Origin of the sequence: Enterococcus italicus DSM 15952 (assembly GCF_000185365.1) — a bacterium.
In the GTDB taxonomy this organism is placed as follows: Bacteria; Bacillota; Bacilli; order Lactobacillales; family Enterococcaceae; genus Enterococcus_G; species Enterococcus_G italicus.
Genome location: NZ_GL622241.1, coordinates 488,512 through 505,168, shown reverse-complemented (window position 1 = coordinate 505,168; position 16,657 = coordinate 488,512). Strand labels below are relative to the sequence as shown.

Annotated in this window: 16 protein-coding genes; 12 read left to right on the top strand and 4 right to left on the bottom strand. The window is 40.4% G+C overall.

The features are described 5' to 3' along the window. Positions 1-39 precede the first annotated feature (39 nt). Together sapR and sapS are read left to right on the top strand one after the other, a co-directional pair. Positions 40-714 carry a two-component system response regulator SapR gene (gene sapR / locus HMPREF9088_RS02335; RefSeq protein WP_007207516.1) on the top strand — a complete coding sequence of 225 codons (675 nt, stop codon included), beginning with the start codon at positions 40-42 and terminating at the stop codon, positions 712-714. Between the two features lie 8 nt (positions 715-722). Beyond that, positions 723-1,748 (top strand): two-component system sensor histidine kinase SapS, encoded by a 1,026-nt coding sequence (gene sapS, locus HMPREF9088_RS02330; protein ID WP_007207515.1) that lies wholly within the window; start codon positions 723-725, stop codon positions 1,746-1,748. A 145-nt stretch (positions 1,749-1,893) separates the two neighbouring features. Here sapS and HMPREF9088_RS02325 read toward each other — a convergent pair whose 3' ends face one another. Beyond that, complete coding sequence (locus tag HMPREF9088_RS02325) at positions 1,894-3,093, bottom strand: toxic anion resistance protein (protein ID WP_007207514.1); 1,200 nt, start codon at positions 3,091-3,093, stop codon at positions 1,894-1,896. A gap of 89 nt (positions 3,094-3,182) precedes the next feature. After that, complete coding sequence (locus tag HMPREF9088_RS02320) at positions 3,183-3,821, bottom strand: 5-bromo-4-chloroindolyl phosphate hydrolysis family protein (protein ID WP_007207513.1); 639 nt, start codon at positions 3,819-3,821, stop codon at positions 3,183-3,185. A gap of 197 nt (positions 3,822-4,018) precedes the next feature. On the opposite strand from HMPREF9088_RS02320, the gene HMPREF9088_RS02315 reads away from it, so the two are divergent. Genes HMPREF9088_RS02315 through HMPREF9088_RS02305 form a run of 3 tightly spaced genes read left to right on the top strand, consistent with a single transcriptional unit; the run spans position 4,019 to position 5,601 of the window. After that, positions 4,019-4,582 carry an NUDIX hydrolase gene (locus tag HMPREF9088_RS02315; protein ID WP_040366129.1) on the top strand — a complete coding sequence of 188 codons (564 nt, stop codon included), beginning with the start codon at positions 4,019-4,021 and terminating at the stop codon, positions 4,580-4,582. Between the two features lie 4 nt (positions 4,583-4,586). Beyond that, entirely contained in the window at positions 4,587-4,883 is a 297-nt protein-coding gene (gene macP, locus HMPREF9088_RS02310) for a cell wall synthase accessory phosphoprotein MacP (RefSeq protein ID WP_007207511.1), read from the top strand. 19 nt (positions 4,884-4,902) lie between these two features. After that, entirely contained in the window at positions 4,903-5,601 is a 699-nt protein-coding gene (locus HMPREF9088_RS02305; RefSeq protein ID WP_007207510.1) for a 5'-methylthioadenosine/adenosylhomocysteine nucleosidase, read from the top strand. Between the two features lie 144 nt (positions 5,602-5,745). On the opposite strand, the gene HMPREF9088_RS02300 is transcribed toward HMPREF9088_RS02305, so the two are convergent. Next, positions 5,746-7,650, bottom strand: coding sequence for a M13 family metallopeptidase (locus tag HMPREF9088_RS02300; RefSeq protein ID WP_007207509.1), 1,905 nt, complete (start codon positions 7,648-7,650; stop codon positions 5,746-5,748). An 83-nt stretch (positions 7,651-7,733) separates the two neighbouring features. Here HMPREF9088_RS02300 and HMPREF9088_RS02295 point away from each other — a divergent pair, with 83 nt between their 5' ends. From HMPREF9088_RS02295 to HMPREF9088_RS02265, 7 genes are all read left to right on the top strand, one after another. Then, the gene (locus HMPREF9088_RS02295; RefSeq protein ID WP_052607470.1) at positions 7,734-8,306 is read left to right on the top strand and encodes a hypothetical protein; all 573 of its coding nucleotides are present in this window, start codon (positions 7,734-7,736) and stop codon (positions 8,304-8,306) included. 47 nt (positions 8,307-8,353) lie between these two features. Continuing rightward, positions 8,354-9,313 carry a ribose-phosphate diphosphokinase gene (locus HMPREF9088_RS02290; RefSeq protein ID WP_007207507.1) on the top strand — a complete coding sequence of 320 codons (960 nt, stop codon included), beginning with the start codon at positions 8,354-8,356 and terminating at the stop codon, positions 9,311-9,313. 85 nt (positions 9,314-9,398) lie between these two features. Continuing rightward, positions 9,399-10,541 (top strand): cysteine desulfurase family protein, encoded by a 1,143-nt coding sequence (locus HMPREF9088_RS02285; RefSeq protein WP_420889670.1) that lies wholly within the window; start codon positions 9,399-9,401, stop codon positions 10,539-10,541. Between the two features lie 75 nt (positions 10,542-10,616). Then, the gene (locus HMPREF9088_RS02280) at positions 10,617-10,964 is read left to right on the top strand and encodes a DUF1831 domain-containing protein (protein WP_007207505.1); all 348 of its coding nucleotides are present in this window, start codon (positions 10,617-10,619) and stop codon (positions 10,962-10,964) included. 564 nt (positions 10,965-11,528) lie between these two features. Next, the gene (gene mnmA / locus HMPREF9088_RS02275) at positions 11,529-12,650 is read left to right on the top strand and encodes a tRNA 2-thiouridine(34) synthase MnmA (protein WP_040366125.1); all 1,122 of its coding nucleotides are present in this window, start codon (positions 11,529-11,531) and stop codon (positions 12,648-12,650) included. Between the two features lie 240 nt (positions 12,651-12,890). After that, entirely contained in the window at positions 12,891-13,253 is a 363-nt protein-coding gene (locus HMPREF9088_RS02270) for a DUF1033 family protein (RefSeq protein WP_040366122.1), read from the top strand. Beyond that, positions 13,201-15,282 carry a DNA topoisomerase 3 gene (locus HMPREF9088_RS02265; protein ID WP_007207501.1) on the top strand — a complete coding sequence of 694 codons (2,082 nt, stop codon included), beginning with the start codon at positions 13,201-13,203 and terminating at the stop codon, positions 15,280-15,282. The genes HMPREF9088_RS02270 and HMPREF9088_RS02265 overlap by 53 nt, the downstream gene beginning before the upstream one ends. A gap of 390 nt (positions 15,283-15,672) precedes the next feature. Here the strand turns inward: HMPREF9088_RS02265 and HMPREF9088_RS02260 are convergent, their stop codons facing one another. Beyond that, complete coding sequence (locus HMPREF9088_RS02260) at positions 15,673-16,632, bottom strand: IS30 family transposase (RefSeq protein WP_007207500.1); 960 nt, start codon at positions 16,630-16,632, stop codon at positions 15,673-15,675. Positions 16,633-16,657: the final 25 nt, after the last annotated feature.

The following is a 16,657-nucleotide window of genomic DNA, read 5'->3' as shown; positions in this document are numbered from 1 at the left end:
TATTTGGTAAAGTGAAAGAAAGAAGAAGGAGGCGTACTTATGGCTAAGATAATGATTGTTGAGGATGAAGCGGTCATTAGGCAACTCATCAGCGAAGAACTTCAAAAGTGGCAATTTGAGACATTTGGGTCAACAGATTTTCAAGAAGTCTTCGAAGATTTTCAATCACAAGCGCCGCAGCTCGTTTTATTAGATATTAATTTACCTGTGTTTGATGGGTTTTATTGGTGTCAAAAAATTCGCGAAGTATCAAACGTACCGATTATTTTTATCTCCAGTCGCAATACCAACATGGATATGATTATGGCGATGAATATGGGTGGCGATGATTTTGTCACAAAGCCATTTGAATTGGATGTGCTCGTTGCCAAAATAAATGCTTTGTTACGACGCTCGTATAATTACGTCAAAGGCACACAAGAAACTTTTACTCACAATGGACTTGTTTTAAATGTGGAAAATAGTAGTGTAGAAATTAATGGCACATTAGTTGATCTAAGTAAAAATGAGTACCGATTATTATTTATTTTGATGAAAAACCACGGCAAAATTTTGAGTCGGGAAAAATTATTACGAGCACTATGGGACGATGAACGCTTTGTCGATGACAATACGTTAACGGTCAATATCAATCGGCTGCGACGCAAGATTGAACAAGCTGGTGTCCAAAATTATATTGAAACGAAGGTCGGACAAGGATATATCATTCCGTGAGGTGCGATATGACAATTAGAAAATTTTTAAAGGACCAGTGGCTGTTGTATTTGGCTTGGATTGTGTTTATGGCATTGACGGTCTTTGTCTTATGGCTGACACCTAATTATCCATTTCGTTGGAGTGTTGTGGGGTATTTGTTCTTTCTAGAAGGAGTATTGCTGGTAGGATTTCAAGCTATTTATTACTCATTGAAGCGCAAGTGGTGGGCTAAGATTACATGTACATCAAATGACAGCTTGCTTCAAGATTATGTCACGGGTGCGAAAACGGAAGAAGAGCGAGTGCAACAAGCGTATATGAATCAGCTATTGCGCGAGCACCAAGAGACCATGCAACAAGTCATCCGCAGCCAGGAAGAACAAAAAGATTACATTGATTCTTGGGCCCATGAAATCAAAGTACCACTTGCAGCGACAAAATTGCTTCTCCAATCAGTGGAATTTGATTTGCCAGATGCGAAATTTTTGGCGATCGAAAATGAGCTTGACCGAATGAACGACTATGTGGAACAAGTCTTATATGTCGCACGGTTGGATAGTTTTTCCAAAGATTACCTTATTCAAGAGACTTCACTGAAAGAAGCCATTCAGCCGGTCATTCGTAGTCAAGCAAACTTTTTTATTCAAAAAGCTATTCACTTTGAATTACAAGGCGATGATCAGTTGGTCCTGACTGATGGCAAGTGGGTGGCGTTTATTTTTCGACAATTATTATCCAATGCCATCAAATACACCCCCAATCATGGGCAAATCATGATCAAGCTTGCCAGAAACTTACAAGGCGTGTCCTTAAGCCTGACGGATACAGGCATAGGCATTCCTACAGAAGATAGCCGGCGTATTTTTGACAAAGGATTTACTGGTTCCAATGGACGAAATGCTCAAGTCCATTCGACAGGATTAGGCTTGTATTTAGTAAAGAATCTATCAGAGAAATTGGGAATTGAAGTAACTGTCGCTTCACAAGTCGGGCAGGGTTCTACATTTACTCTTTACTTTCCACAACTATCGTACTACGAAGAGCAAAAGTAATCTCTCCTAAGAGATTGAGAGATGTGCTGTTAAGAAAACGGTAAGACAAGTAACTGTAAACAAATAGCCAGAATACCCGAAAGTTTGAGAAATAACTTCGGGATGTTCTGGCTTTTTGCGGCTGTATCTCAGGTTTTTGAAAGGTTTAGTCGATACGTTGACTCGTTAATTCTAATAATTTTTCTTTTAGATCGTTTTCCATCACACCAAGTTCAAGTTCGGCATGTTGGCGTTTTTCTTTTCCTTCTCGTTGAATGCGTAAGGTTTCTTGAATGGTTTCAATCAAGTCATTTTGCGTTTGTTGCAAGGTTTCGATATCCACAATGCCGCGTTCATTTTCTTTCGCTGTTTCAATAGCGGAAATTTTTAACATCTCAGAATTTTTGCGTAAGAGATCATTGGTCGTCTCAGACACTTGTCGTTGTGCTGTGACAGCATCTTTTTGGCGCAATAAGGTCAAAGCAATCACAACTTGGTTCTTCCACAAAGGAATCGCAGTTGCAACAGATGCTTGGATTTTTTCAGCGAGCGCTTGGTTGGTATTTTGAATCAAGCGGATCTGAGGTGCTTGCTGGATGGTGATCTGTCTAGCTAAGCGCAAGTCATGTGTTCGTTTGTCTAAGCGATCTAGAAATTGTGTGTAGTCATTGACGATTTGAGCATCCATTTGGTCGCCAGTTTGTTGTGCTTTTGCTAAGGCTTCGGGAATGACTGTTTGTTGCATTTCTTCTACCTTTAATTCACCTGCGGCAATATAGACGTTCAAGGCATCGAAATAGTCTTTGTTTTTTTGATACAATTGTTCTAACATCAGATTGTCTTGCAAGAGGCCATCTTTTTCTTTGGTTAATTTGACAGCAACTTTATCGATTTGGGCGCCGATTTTTTGATACTTAGCCGTTGTTTCATAGATGGACTGTTTTACTTTGCCAAACATGCGTTGGAAGAAATTTCCTTCGCCGGCGCGTAATTCATCAGGATTGGCTTCTTGCAAGCGATACATCAACTCTGTCAAAGAATCACCGACTGGACCAATGTCTGCTGCTTGAACATGATTTAGCATCGACTGTGAGAATTCACTTAATTTGGTTTGGGCATTGGCGCCATAAGTAATGACTGCTTGCTGATTGTTTACATCGATTTTATCGGCCAATTCTTTGGCTTGTTGCTGGCGCTCTAAAGGCAATTGATCGATTAAACGTGGGGCAGTTTCTTGTTTTTTCAAGGCATCAATATCTGCTTGTTGGCTAGAAGTTAGCGCATCGACGGGTGTTTCAAAAGGGTTCGCTAATAAATCATTTAAAGAATCTGTTTCGAATGTCGTTTTGTTTGGCTCATCTGTCATGGAAATACCTCCTATATAGTCTTATATGAGCAAAAAAATCTAGCCATCAGCTAGATTCTTTGCAAAATCACTGATAAAAGAGAAGTCTGCTATTTCGCTTCTTCTTTGATACTTTGTTTTGCTAATGAAAGCTCAACGTCGATATCTTCAAAGTCGTCTGAAACGAAATTTTGGTAATCTTTTGCAATCAAGGCAGCCATCTGGTCAATGACTAGAATGCTTTCTTCCATTTTATCATAGGTTTCTTTTGATTTGATTTCATGAGCGCTAATTTCGATATATTTATTTGTCAAATCAACTAAGTTTGGCAAATGAGTGTAAAGAAAGTGGCTAGCGTAATGTAATTTTTGTGGTTCTTTCACCAATTCTTTAAATAGCGCTTTGGCTGCTTTGACGGTATTGTGGCGCAAATCAATCGCTTTTAACTTGGCATTTGCTTGGAAGTTTTGTTGTAGCTGATCGATGTCAGCTTTAGTTTGATTCATGGTTTCGCGAAATATCTCAATTTCACGAGCGTTCATCCCAGTCTCGCGATAGTAACGTTCGCGATCTTTTGACAGTGCGGGAGCCTTTTGTTTTACACTCTTGCCACCGGCGATGCCGCGATAGACAAGATAGATGCCAAGTAAAAACAAGGCAATCAGCCAAAAACTTTTTTCTGCCAGCATCGTCAAGCATAGGAAGCCAATAATCAATAAGAAGATACCAAATATTAGGTTCTTTTTCATTTCCGTTCCTCCTGAATTGTTTGAACAAAAATGGAAACTTGTTCGTTCTATTTGTATTTTAACACGATGAGAATCACTTGAGTATCCGACTTGAGATGGATTTGAATAATTTACAAAAATCATAATTTTCTATGATACACTAGAAAAGAATAGACAATTAAATCAGAACTTGCTATTTTACAAATGAGGTGGAAGAAATGGACAGCAAAAATTTTGAAGAAAAAACAATGAAACGTAATGAACTATTCCACGGCAACATTATTGATTTTGTAGTGGATGACGTCAGCTTACCCAATGGCAAAATGGCCACCAGAGAATTAGTCTTTCATCATGGTGCAGTCGCAATCATGGCTGTCGATGACCAAGAAAGAATGGTATTTGTTTGGCAATTTCGTAAACCATTAGAAAAAATGACGTTAGAAATTCCAGCAGGCAAAATTGATCCTGGTGAAGAGCAGACCCCTGAACGTACGGCTAAGCGTGAGCTAGAAGAGGAGACGGACTTTCAAGCAGATCACTGGGAAGAAGTCGTGGGCATGTATTCGACACCTGGGTTCTCCAATGAATTTTTAACAATCTATTGGGCAGAGCAATTGCACAAAGCAAAACATCCTCTTGCGGCAGATGATGATGAGTTTTTATCAGTTGTAGCACTCACGTTAGCAGAGGCAAAAAATGAAATCGCAAAAGGAACAATTTGCGATGCGAAGACGATTTATGCCGTAACATACTGGGAACTGCGCATGTTGAAAGGTAGGTAAGTAGATGACTCAAAAACCTTTGCTTACTCGATCTCAGTTACGACAAATGCGTCAAGACGAGGAGCGCTTGCTTAAAGAGCAGCAAAAAGAGCAACTCAAAGCAAGCGAAAAAGAACACCAGCGACGAGAAAAAGAAATCGATCGCTTCTATCGGAAAGAATACAAAAAAAAGCAACCAATGAAAAAGACCCGCTCAGGTGAAAATCAAAAGTCGCGTCGCATGAATTCCTTTTTAGGGAAGGCGATTGCCGTTGTGGTGGTTTTAATTGTTTTGGTATATTTGGCTATTATCTTTTTGTAAATGATATTTGGAGGAAACGATGAAAATAGGAATTATTGGTGCGATGGCACAAGAAGTTAAGGTACTACGTGAAGCACTAGTGAATGAGCAAGCCTGGGAACAAGCAGACGCAAAATTTTATGCAGGAACAATTGATCACCAAGAAGTCATTGTAGTGGAATCAGGTATCGGCAAAGTCGCAGCATCGATTACGGCTAGCTTATTAATTCAAAAATATGCGGTGGATGTTTTAATCAATACTGGCTCAGCGGGTGGCATCGGAGCTGGTCTATCAGTGGGCGACATCGTATTGTCGACTAAAGTGGCGTATCACGATGTTGATGTCACTGGATTTGGCTATGAATATGGGCAGTTGCCAGCAGGTATGCCATTGTATTTTGAAGCAGATGCGACGTTAGTAGAGGACTTTGCAGCGGCAGCGACAGCGACTAAGCTAAGCAGCAAAAAAGGGCTCATCGTGACCGGCGATGCATTTATTGATAGCGAAGAAAAAATCAAAACGATCTTGCATCATTTTCCAGACGCTCTTGCCTGTGAAATGGAAGGCGCAGCGATTGCGCAAACCGCCTTTCAATTTGGTGTGCCATTTGTCGTTATCCGTGCGATGAGTGATACAGCCGATCATCAAGCGACCCAAAGCTTTGACGAATTTATTGACGAAGTAGGCAAACAATCTGCTCAAATGGTCTTACAATATATTCAAATGCAAGCTAAATAAAAAGGTTGTGACAAAAGCGCTCAGCTCCGAGCAATAAACGCAGACAAGCAAAAAGCCATAAAATCCAATTTTGGTATTTTATGGCTTTTTTAGTAATTCTGATTCGCTTATTGGGTTTAGTAGCTGTGTTCGTTTATTTGACTTTTACCAGATATGCACGCGATTTTCAGGCTCACGATACATGGCATCGCCAGGTTGAATATCAAACGTGGTATAAAAATCATCCAAGTTTTGTAGTTGAATGTTTGCGCGTAGTTTGGCCGGACCATGTACGTCCACATTTAGCAATAATTGTTGGTATTGCGTGGTCGCTTTGGTGCGCCAAATTTTTGCCCAGTTGGTGAAGAAGTCTGCAAGTTGTACGTCTGGCTCAGTTTTGGCTGCTTCCAGTGCACAACTCAACCCACCAGCATCTGCGATATTTTCAGATACGGTTAATTTGCCATTTACTTTGGCACCAGCAAACTCAATGCCGTCAAATTCATCAATCATGGCTTGAGCAAGTAATTGGAATTGGGCCAAATCTTCTGCGGTCCACCAGTTATGCAAATTGCCGTTTTCATCAAATTTTGCCCCATTGTTATCAAAGGCGTGAGAAATTTCATGAGCAATCACCGCACCGATTCCGCCATAGTTGGCACTGCTTGATTGCGTCAAGCTATAAAATGGTGCTTGTAAAATAGCAGCAGGGAAGACGATAATATTCATTAGACCACTGTAGTAAGCATTGACCGTAGCTGCCGACATGCCCCATTCTTTGCGGTCAACAGGTTTTGTTAGTTTGTTGAAGTTGTCTTCACGGGCTAAACGTTTAAAGTGTAAGGTATTACTAAAGAATGAGCCACCATCTTCTTTGGCTACAGTTTGGTAGTGATCGTAAACAGCTGGAATGCTTTCCGGATAGCCTACATGAATGCCGATTTTATTTAGTTTTACTACAGCTTGTTTGCGGGTAGCTTCACTTAACCACGTATTAGTTTCTAAGCGATTTTTATAAACATCCACCATCGCTTGGACCATATGTTCGACATTTTGTTTGGCTTTTGGCCCAAAGTATTTTTGACCATAGTAAACACCGATTGGCGCGCTGAATTGATTAAATGCCAGGGTATAAGCTGCTTTGACTGGCTCTTTGGCTGCTTGAATACCAGATAAGAAGCGACCGTATTCACCACCAAGGACGCGAATATCGTCACTTAGATAGTCAGTATATTGTAAGCTTGTCATCACATACAGCCAGCTTTTTAGTAAAGGGAATTGCTCTTGGGTGACAAATTCTTTAAAGGATTCAAAAAAGGTTGGTTCTGAAACAATGATTTGTTCAGGTTTTGTTGGTAAGACTGCCGCAAATGCTTTGTCAAAATCAATCGTATCAGAGTATGTGATGACTTCTTCATATGAACGAGGGTTGTACATTAGACTGTAATCAGCATTTTCTTCTGCACTTTTGACAAATGGCACCAAAGAACGGTCAAATGCCATCGCTTGCTCGACTAAAGTTTCAGCTTCAGGGCGTGTGTGACCGAGTTTTTGGAGAAGCAAGCTAGATGTTTCAAAAAACTTTTGTAACATCGTATCAGCTTGTTCATTGTCTTCGGCATAGTACGTTTTATCTGGCAAAATTAACGAAGTCGGTGATAAATACACTGCATGTGTAGTAGTGTGCTTCATATCTGCCATAACACCAAAGTCAAATGGTAACGGGAAGCCATCAAGAATCCAATCTCCTAGTTGCTCATTTAACTCTTGGAAGCTATCGATTGCTTTGATTCGTGCCAAGAGTGGCGCGACAGGTTCCCCTGCTAGTTGGTCTCGCTCAGCAAAATCAGTAGCCAATTGATAATATGCAACTGCGTGTTGCAAATGTGCATCAGTAACAGTCTCAGGATTGGCTGCCCATTCAGCAAATGTCTTCATTAAGAGTTTTTCAATTTCTGATACTAAATCTTGAAATCCACCGGTAGAGGGTTTGTCAGCTGGAATAACGGCTGATTCAATCCATTCACCGTTGACATAATGATAAAAATCTTCTTTTAGATTTAAGTTCATACGTAATTCCTCACTTTCTTATGCTACTATTATCGTACAAGGATAGTATTCTGACAAGTAGAGGACGATTGGAGGACTGGCGGATGGATACGATACACTGGCACGGTATAGCGCAAGAGCGATTTAAACGATATGAAAAATGGATCAACACGGATGGACAGCTATGTGGTTCCTATGCGGCGGCCGTTTTTTTGGCATACCTACAAGACTATGAGCCACCATTTCATTTACCGAGATTTGTCCGGCAAATGGATTCGGCAGATGGTGAAAATTTGGTGCACTATTTACGCTTATTTATTCAGCCATTAGGATTAGCTACGATACCACTGCAAGTCAGCTGGGGAATTTCACGCTTTTGTCGCTATATGGATCAGCCTTACTGGGCTCGACTCACGCCAATCGGTGGTTGGGAGCGGACAGTCAAGCGCATCGATCAAGGCTTGCCACTCATCGTTGGTTTAAATAAAAAACTAGGTAGCACATATGGCAATCATTGGGTCGTCGCTTATGCATATGGTGAAGATCAAAACGGCAAACGCTGGGTGAAAGTCCATGATAATTGGGGGAATTATCGAGCGGTCGTACCTGCCAAGTGGTTAATGAGTACCGTTTCATTTAAAGAAATTGGGGAAATAAAGCAAACGAATGAAAATTAATATGAAAATATGTTAAAATAAAGCAAACTACGACATCGGAGGAAACTATGAACGACAATTATTCAGAAGAACCCTTGAAAATCTTTAGCCTGAATGGCAATGTGCCACTGGCCGAAAAAATTGCTGACGTATTTGGTTGTGAGCTAGGGAAATGTTCCATCAAACAATTTAGTGATGGAGAGATTGCAATTAGTATTGAGGAGAGTGTTCGCGGCGTCCATACGTACTTGATTCAGTCAACAAACAAGCCTGTCAATGATTATTACATGGAACTTTTGATTATGATTGATGCAATGCGTCGAGCAAGTGCTAAAACAATCAATGTTGTGTTGCCGTATTATGCTTATGCACGTCAAGACCGTACGTCCAAGCCACATGAACCCATTACAGCAAAATTGATTGCCAATATGTTGGTCGAAGCGGGTGTGACAAGAGTCTTAACGCTAGATTTGCATACCGTTCAAGTGCAAGGTTTCTTTGATGTTCCAGTAGATAATTTATTTACCATTCCATTATTTGCACGCTATTACTTAGATAAAGGTATGAATGGCGATGATTACGTGGTTGTTTCACCGAAAAACAGCGGCATCCAACGTTCAAGAAGCTTAGCCGAATATTTAGAAACGACACTAGCTATCGTCGATCAAGGAGAAACACCTGAAGAAGAAGGCTACGTGATTGGCGATGTCCAAGGGAGAAACTGTATCATGGTCGATGATATTTTAAATACGGGTGAGACGTTTGCAAAGGCGGCTGAATTATTACTAGCAGCAGGTGCCAAATCTGTCTACGCCTGTGCATCACATGCTTTGTTTAATAGCCAAGCAAAGGATGTATTAGAAGCAGCTCCGATTGAAGACATTTGTGTGACGGATTCTTGTCTGACTGATGACAATCTCCATCCACGCCAAACAACCTATATTACGTGCTCAGAGTTAATCGGTGAAGCACTGAAAAGAATTCATGACAATACACCAATGAGCCCGCTCTTCCGCTTGCAAAAATAAGGTGTATGCAGACGGTAGCTCCTATCATTGCCATGATAGGGGCTATTTTTACTTAGTAAATAAAAGAATGAAAAGAGGGAAAAGGATGACTTATTTTGACCATGCGGCCACCACACCCATCCATCCGCAAGTTGTGGAAACAATGACCAAGTTAATGCCAGAGATTTTTGGTAATCCATCGAGTGTCCATCGCTACGGACGGGCAGCCAATGAAAAACTAACGACCGCTCGCCAAGTCATTGCCGAAAGCTTGGCCGTTAAACCCCATGAAATTATTTTTAATGGTGGTGGAACAGAAGGAGACAATACGGCTTTGATTAGTACCGCCTTCGCTCGAAAAAATCAAGGACGTCATATCATTACGACGCAAATTGAGCACCCTGCGATTTTGCAAACTGCGGCATTTTTAGAGCAGCAAGGCTTTGAGGTTACCTACCTATCAGTCGATGAGTCAGGGATGATTTCTCTAGATGAATTCAAAGTAGCCTTACGGGAAGACACGATTTTGGTTTCGATTATGTTTGCCAATAACGAAACAGGAAATCTCTTGCCAATCAAAGAAATTGGCGCTATTTTGAAAGATCATCCAGCATATTTCCATACCGATGCGGTGCAAGCTTATGGCAAAGTCTCGATTCGTCCACATGAATTAGGAATTGATATGTTAAGCATCTCTGCACATAAAATCAATGGACCAAAAGGAACGGGCTTCTTCTTCAAACGCGATGGTCTATCGCTGCCTTCATTTTTACATGGAGGGGAACAAGAAGAGAAGCGCCGTGCAGGAACTGAAAACCTCATTAGTATTTGCGGGATGGCAGCAGCCGTAGCATTGCATTCAGAAAAAAAACAAGCGGTACAAGCACAAAAGTATCAATGCTTTACCGATACTGTTACACGCATTTTAGCGGAACAAGAAATTGCGTATCACTTAAATGGCAATGAACAAGCCAAGATGCCCCATATTTTAAATATTGCCTTGCCAAATATCGACAATCAAATGATATTGATGCATATGGATTTAGCTGGTTTTGCTATCTCGACTGGTTCAGCTTGTACGGCTGGAAATGTCGAACCATCGCATGTCTTGACGGCAATGTATGGAGAAGATTCACCCTATATTCGTGAGTCCATTCGTATTAGCTTTGGTCTAGGGAACACCCAAGAGGAAGTAGAAACATTTGCGTACAAATTAAGTGCAACAGTCAAACGCTTGCAAAAAAAATAGTTTCTCAACAATAAAGATAGTCAAGGCTTTGATTTCTTTATATAATAAATAGAGAATAAAAAATGAGGTGAAACAATGGGCTTTGAAACAAAAACAACGGTACTCGGCTCGCCACAGTACTATCAGCTAGCTAGCACGGCGAAACGTTACACGCTACGTGACAACGGCTTTACAGAAACCAATGGTGGAAATTTCCAATTGATCCGTCCGCTACAAGCAACACCACAAAGCAAAGAAGGATTCCAATTAAAAATAACGGTAGCCAAAGACATCAAGACGTTTAAAATGTCTGTAACGACAGCCAATGGATTAAAAGCTGTCAATTTATTTAAAGATCCAAAGCATGAAATGTTGCGCGAGAAATTTACATTCTTAATGGATGGATTTATCGACCGTGGCTTGTTTGAAGAAGTAACAAAGTAACAAGACAAAGCGGCTGTTGTTATCATTGGCGGACATGCCGAGGTTGACAGTAAGAGTGCTGAAAGATAACACCACCAAAAGAGAGCAGTTACCCAAAGCGGTAACGGCTCTCTTTTTATAAGAACATTTCTTCATCTTTTTAGTCTGTAACGTGTCAATTCCTGTTTGTTATCTTAACAGATCCATTCGAAAACAAAAGAGTATATAAACGAGCAAGCTCGCCCTTGGTGTTTCTGTTGCGTTCTCGTTACAGAGATACGAATACATTGGCAAAAAAGGCTCAACAAAATGAACGAAGAAAAAAGGGATAATGACAAATAAAGTAGTTACGGACAAAGAAATTGATTGAAGTAGCGAATCTCATGAAGGTATATTAACGGCATTAATCTATATTATTTGCCTATGTCAAACAGGGTAAGACAACAGCGATTCTTTTTGTAGCAAAAAAAATGAAACACAAAGACATGAAAAAAATAGCAATCTCTAGTATAATAGCTTGGACTGAAAAGTTGCGACCTTCAAATCGTAGATGTTTCAGAATCAATTGAAATGATGGTGATAGAAATGAAAGACAACAGCAACACAAGAGTCGTTGTTGGGATGAGCGGCGGTGTCGATTCATCGGTAACAGCACTTCTCTTAAAAGAACAAGGATATGATGTCATTGGAATCTTCATGAAAAATTGGGATGATACGGATGAAAATGGTGTTTGTACAGCGACCGAAGATTACAAAGATGTAGCCAAAGTTGCTGATCAAATTGGCATACCTTATTATTCGGTAAACTTTGAAAAAGAATATTGGGATCGAGTATTTGAATATTTTTTAGCGGAATATCGTGCCGGCCGCACACCAAATCCAGACGTCATGTGTAACAAAGAAATTAAATTTAAAGCCTTTCTTGATTATGCGCTAGATTTAGGAGCAGACTATGTGGCTACTGGTCATTATGCCCAAGTGGTTCGCGATGAAGATGGTTTGACACATATGTTGCGTGGGGTTGATAACAATAAAGACCAAACATATTTCTTAAGTCAGTTGTCACAAGAACAACTAGCAAAAACAATGTTTCCGCTTGGTGGCATGGAAAAAAGTGAAGTACGCGCCATAGCACAAAGAGCGAATCTTGCTACTGCGAAGAAAAAAGATTCAACAGGTGTTTGCTTTATTGGCGAAAAAAACTTTAAACAATTTTTGAGCCACTATTTACCTGCGCAAAAAGGCAATATGGTTACGCTAGATGGTGAGGTCAAAGGGCAACATGATGGCTTGATGTATTATACGATTGGTCAACGTCAAGGATTAGGTATCGGTGGCGGTGGTAAGACACAAGAACCTTGGTTTGTCGTGGGGAAAGATTTGGCAACGAATACGCTATACGTAGGGCAAGGATTTCATCATCCGGCCTTATATGCGGATCATTTGGATGCCAGTGACATTCATTTCACCAATCAAAGCGGTCAACCAGAAGAATTCAAATGTACTGCTAAGTTCCGTTATCGCCAACAAGATGTACCGGTCACGGTCCGTCTGTTAGCAGACAATCGAGCAGAAGTCTATTTTGACGAACCAGTCCGAGCAATTACGCCAGGCCAAGCCGTCGTTTTTTATGACGGCATGGAGTGCTTAGGTGGTGGCTTAATCGATCGGGCGTTCCAAGAAAACAAAGTGTTACAGTACGTCTAAACTTACAAAAAGAGTTGCAGGAAAGGGGCAAATGAGTAGCCCTTTTCCTTCTTTTTTTGCGGATTTTCTTTGATCAGAGGCTTAAATTTTGGAAGATGTGCTATAGTAGAAAAGGAAAAAAATAAAAAATGCATGGACCTTCACAAGCTAACTTCTTGAAAGTTCTACTAAAAGTCAATACTATAACTAATAGCAGAAACGAAATGTAAAGACTTGAAAGATAAGCGAGGATGGAAAAACATGTATCAGGTAATCACAATGTATGGTGACAATGAGCCATGGTGGTTTTTTGAAGAGTGGCGCAACGATATTGATGAAGAATACGCATTTCGTTCACTAGAGGAAGCTGAAGCCTGTTATCAAAAACAATGGGCTAAATTAACAGAACATTACACACACATCTATGCACGCCCTAATTATTTGAGTGCTTTTTGGAATGAAGGTGAAGAACGCTGGTGTGAAGAATGCGATGATGATTTGCAGCAATACAAAGGATTGGCCCTTTTAAAAGATTATCAACCTGTCACTGTAGAAAGCAGGAAGGAACTATATGAAGCAACTAATTCTAGCCGAAAAACCAAGCGTTGCCAAAGATCTCTCTAGAGTACTGGGCGCGACGCAAAAACAAAAGAACTATTACGAAGGCCCAACTGTCATTGTGACGTGGGCCCTTGGTCATTTATTAGGCTTAAAAATGCCAGAAGACCTCAATAAGGAATGGCAGACATGGCAATTGGAAACACTGCCGATGATTCCCAAAAAAATTGGTATCCAACCACTACCCAAGACTGGTCATCAGCTGAAAGCCATCAAACAGCTGGCCCAACGCAAAGATGTCAAAGAACTAATTATTGCCACGGATGCTGGACGTGAAGGAGAATTAGTCGCTCGTTGGATTATTGAGTGGATTCGCTTTGATAAACCAATCAAACGACTTTGGATTTCTTCACAGACGGACAAAGCCATCAAAGAAGGATTTCAAAAATTAAAGCCGGCTCAAGAATACAATCATTTGTATCAGTCTGCCCTTGCACGAGCACAAGCGGACTGGTTGGTTGGGTTGAATGTGACGCGGGCACTAACCGTGAAATACAAAGATAATCTAAGTGCTGGACGAGTACAGACCCCGACCTTGGCACTAGTCAGAAAACAAGAGCAGTCCATTGAAACATTCAGAGCGCAAACCTATTATCAAATCGAACTTGCAGTAGGAAAATCACATGCAACAATGGCGCAAAAAAATCCTTATGAATGGCAAGAAGCTAGCCAAGCACAAGATATGATGAAACAGCTGCAATCCCAGCCAGGGAAAGTCACAAGTATCAATGAAAAGACACAAAAACAAGCTGCCCCATTGCCTTATGACTTAACGGAATTGCAACAAGAAGCCAATGCACGCTTTGGGTATTCAGCAAAAAAAACATTGAGTCTGGTACAGAGCTTGTATGAAATACACAAAATCGTCAGCTACCCACGGACTGATAGCAAGTATTTGCCAAACGATTTAAAACAGACGATGAATGAGCGCTTAGCAGCTGTCGCGACGTTTTCACCTGAAGTAAAATTGTATATCAAAAACGGAGCAAACGTTATTCAGACCAACGTCTTTAATGATGGAAAAGTGACGGATCATCATGGATTGGTGCCGACAGAGGAACGGGCACGCTACGAAAAATTGAGTAATGACGAGCAAAAAATTTATCAATTAATCGTGCAACGCTTCTTAGGGTTATTTGCGCAACCGCATATCACGAAGCAGCAAACGACAGTGGTCTCATTTGGCGCTGCTCAGTTTACTTTCCAACAAAAGCAAGTCATTCAAAGTGGCTGGAAGCCAGCGACAACGGAAGTGCCAACTACGGAAAATTGGTCAATGAACCAAAGCATTGCACCAAACTTCCAACTAAAAAAAGGTCTAACCACACCGCCAAAACCATTGACTGAAGGAACGTTACTAGGGAAAATGGAAAAATTCCACCTTGGCACACCAGCGACACGGGCCGAAATTATTGAAAAACTAATAAAGAGTGAGCTAATGGAGCGTTCAGGCAATAGCTTGGCCGTCACACCTAAAGGCAAGCAATTGCTAACCTTAGTCAATCCTGATTTGGTTACACCTATTTTGACACAAAAATGGGAAGAAGAGCTTGAAGCAATCGCAGCAGGGACGTACCCGTTCCAAACGTTTGTGACACAAATCGAGCAAGATACGCGTGACTTGGTGAAAGAAATCAAGCAAAGTGAAGCGACGTACCAAGACTTTGCGCTAACGCAAAAAAAATGTCCCGAATGTGGCGAATTGTTGCGTGAAAAAAATACCCGCGATGGCAAAGTCTACGTCTGTACCAACAACTCGTGTAGCTATCGCCGTCGCAAAGACCCTAAAGTGTCTAATCATCGCTGCCCTCAATGCCATCGCAAAATGGAAATCATTGATGGGAAAAATGGTGCCTTTTTCCGTTGTAAATACGATGGCACTACAGAAAAAATGCTTGGAACAAAAGAACGGAAGAAAAAAATGACCAAGCATGAAGAACGTAAGCTTGTAAAAAAATATAGTCAAACCGATGAAGAAGTCGAAAGTCCACTTGCTGCAGCACTAAAAGCTGCACTGGGCCAGTCTGAAGAATAAATGGACTAATATGCACAGTAAAAAAACCGCCAAAAGATTCTTTTTGGTGGTTTTTTAAGATGATTTTTTCGCTCATTAGCATCGCTTTAACGAATTTTATTTTTTGATTCCTTCAGCAATTCATTGTTGAAGTTTTTTTCCGTTAATACGGTAAGTGCAATCATTTTTTAGATATATTGATGCTCGTGCAGCCACTTGAATGTATGGATAAGGTGGCGATAGCTTTCAGTTAAGAGATGCAAAACGGGTATATCATATATTAAAAGTTGTAATGAAAAGCATCAGTGATAATTAATTTAGAACAAATTAATTTAAAGTAACACTGCAAATGAACTCGATTTAGAAAAAAAATCTCGTTCGCGATAGTTTATTTTTATTATTTTTCGTTTGTCAAATTAAGCTAGACAAATCATCTTTACCTACGTAACTCAAAAATACTTCCAATGGTGTGCGATAGTGTAATGATTTTCTAGGAATATGATTTCGTTTTGATGCCACCGATTGGATAAAGGTTTCGGATACCTTATTAAAATCCATAGCTTTATATAAGCCATCTTTACGTAATAAGCCATTCGAATGTTCATTTAGTCCTCGTTGAGAAGGTGTTCCTGGATCAGCGAAATAAATCGAAATATCATTGGTATTACTAATCTTTTTCCAATTCGAGAACTCTTTTCCACAATCAAATGTGATGGATTTAAACAAGTGTTTCGGTACAGATTGAAACCATTGATTCAGTCTATTCTCAATATCTATAGCTTGCCTACCAGCGGGTTTCAAGGTGATGATCACTTTAGATAATCGCTCAACTAACGTGATCACCGCACTTTTATGTTTTCCACCGACAATGGTGTCACCTTCTAGGTGACCAAACTCATGATTGAACTGTATATAATCAGTTGTTCTATCCTGAATCGAACGGCGAAAAGCTTGTTTTCCTCTTTTTTCTTTATGTCCGTTTGGTTTTCTTTTCCCTTTCATTGGTAAATCGTGAAGGTCAAAGGTTTTATCTTTAAACATCCGATATAGTGTACGTACCGAACAAGCAATAGGAAACTCTGCTCGACCAATAAGGACATCTGGAGTCCACCCTTGAGCCACCTTTTTTTGAATGTATTCTTGTTGCCCATCTGGTAACACAATCGGACGTCTTCCGCAGTTACGTTTGTTTTTCTTATATTGTTCATAGTAGCTTATTGCGCTTCCACCAGATTTAAGAAAACGATAGACATTATAAATGGTTTGTCGAGAACGTTGTACCAGATGGGCTACTTTTGAAACAGAGTGTGATTGATTGAAATAAGCTTCTATCATTACGAGTTCAGTTGGTGTAAGATGGGTATAGGTCATTTGTACTCACTCCTTATAATTCTTT

What these genes read in the sequence shown, in the direction of transcription:
- sapR (WP_007207516.1), top strand. Translation starts at nt 40, where the DNA reads ATGGCTAAGATAATGATTGTTGAGGATGAAGCGGTCATTAGGCAACTC.
- sapS (WP_007207515.1), top strand. Translation starts at nt 723, where the DNA reads ATGACAATTAGAAAATTTTTAAAGGACCAGTGGCTGTTGTATTTGGCT.
- HMPREF9088_RS02325 (WP_007207514.1), bottom strand. Translation starts at nt 3,093, where the DNA reads ATGACAGATGAGCCAAACAAAACGACATTCGAAACAGATTCTTTAAAT.
- HMPREF9088_RS02320 (WP_007207513.1), bottom strand. Translation starts at nt 3,821, where the DNA reads ATGAAAAAGAACCTAATATTTGGTATCTTCTTATTGATTATTGGCTTC.
- HMPREF9088_RS02315 (WP_040366129.1), top strand. Translation starts at nt 4,019, where the DNA reads ATGGACAGCAAAAATTTTGAAGAAAAAACAATGAAACGTAATGAACTA.
- macP (WP_007207511.1), top strand. Translation starts at nt 4,587, where the DNA reads ATGACTCAAAAACCTTTGCTTACTCGATCTCAGTTACGACAAATGCGT.
- HMPREF9088_RS02305 (WP_007207510.1), top strand. Translation starts at nt 4,903, where the DNA reads ATGAAAATAGGAATTATTGGTGCGATGGCACAAGAAGTTAAGGTACTA.
- HMPREF9088_RS02300 (WP_007207509.1), bottom strand. Translation starts at nt 7,650, where the DNA reads ATGAACTTAAATCTAAAAGAAGATTTTTATCATTATGTCAACGGTGAA.
- HMPREF9088_RS02295 (WP_052607470.1), top strand. Translation starts at nt 7,734, where the DNA reads ATGGATACGATACACTGGCACGGTATAGCGCAAGAGCGATTTAAACGA.
- HMPREF9088_RS02290 (WP_007207507.1), top strand. Translation starts at nt 8,354, where the DNA reads ATGAACGACAATTATTCAGAAGAACCCTTGAAAATCTTTAGCCTGAAT.
- HMPREF9088_RS02285 (WP_420889670.1), top strand. Translation starts at nt 9,399, where the DNA reads ATGACTTATTTTGACCATGCGGCCACCACACCCATCCATCCGCAAGTT.
- HMPREF9088_RS02280 (WP_007207505.1), top strand. Translation starts at nt 10,617, where the DNA reads ATGGGCTTTGAAACAAAAACAACGGTACTCGGCTCGCCACAGTACTAT.
- mnmA (WP_040366125.1), top strand. Translation starts at nt 11,529, where the DNA reads ATGAAAGACAACAGCAACACAAGAGTCGTTGTTGGGATGAGCGGCGGT.
- HMPREF9088_RS02270 (WP_040366122.1), top strand. Translation starts at nt 12,891, where the DNA reads ATGTATCAGGTAATCACAATGTATGGTGACAATGAGCCATGGTGGTTT.
- HMPREF9088_RS02265 (WP_007207501.1), top strand. Translation starts at nt 13,201, where the DNA reads ATGAAGCAACTAATTCTAGCCGAAAAACCAAGCGTTGCCAAAGATCTC.
- HMPREF9088_RS02260 (WP_007207500.1), bottom strand. Translation starts at nt 16,632, where the DNA reads ATGACCTATACCCATCTTACACCAACTGAACTCGTAATGATAGAAGCT.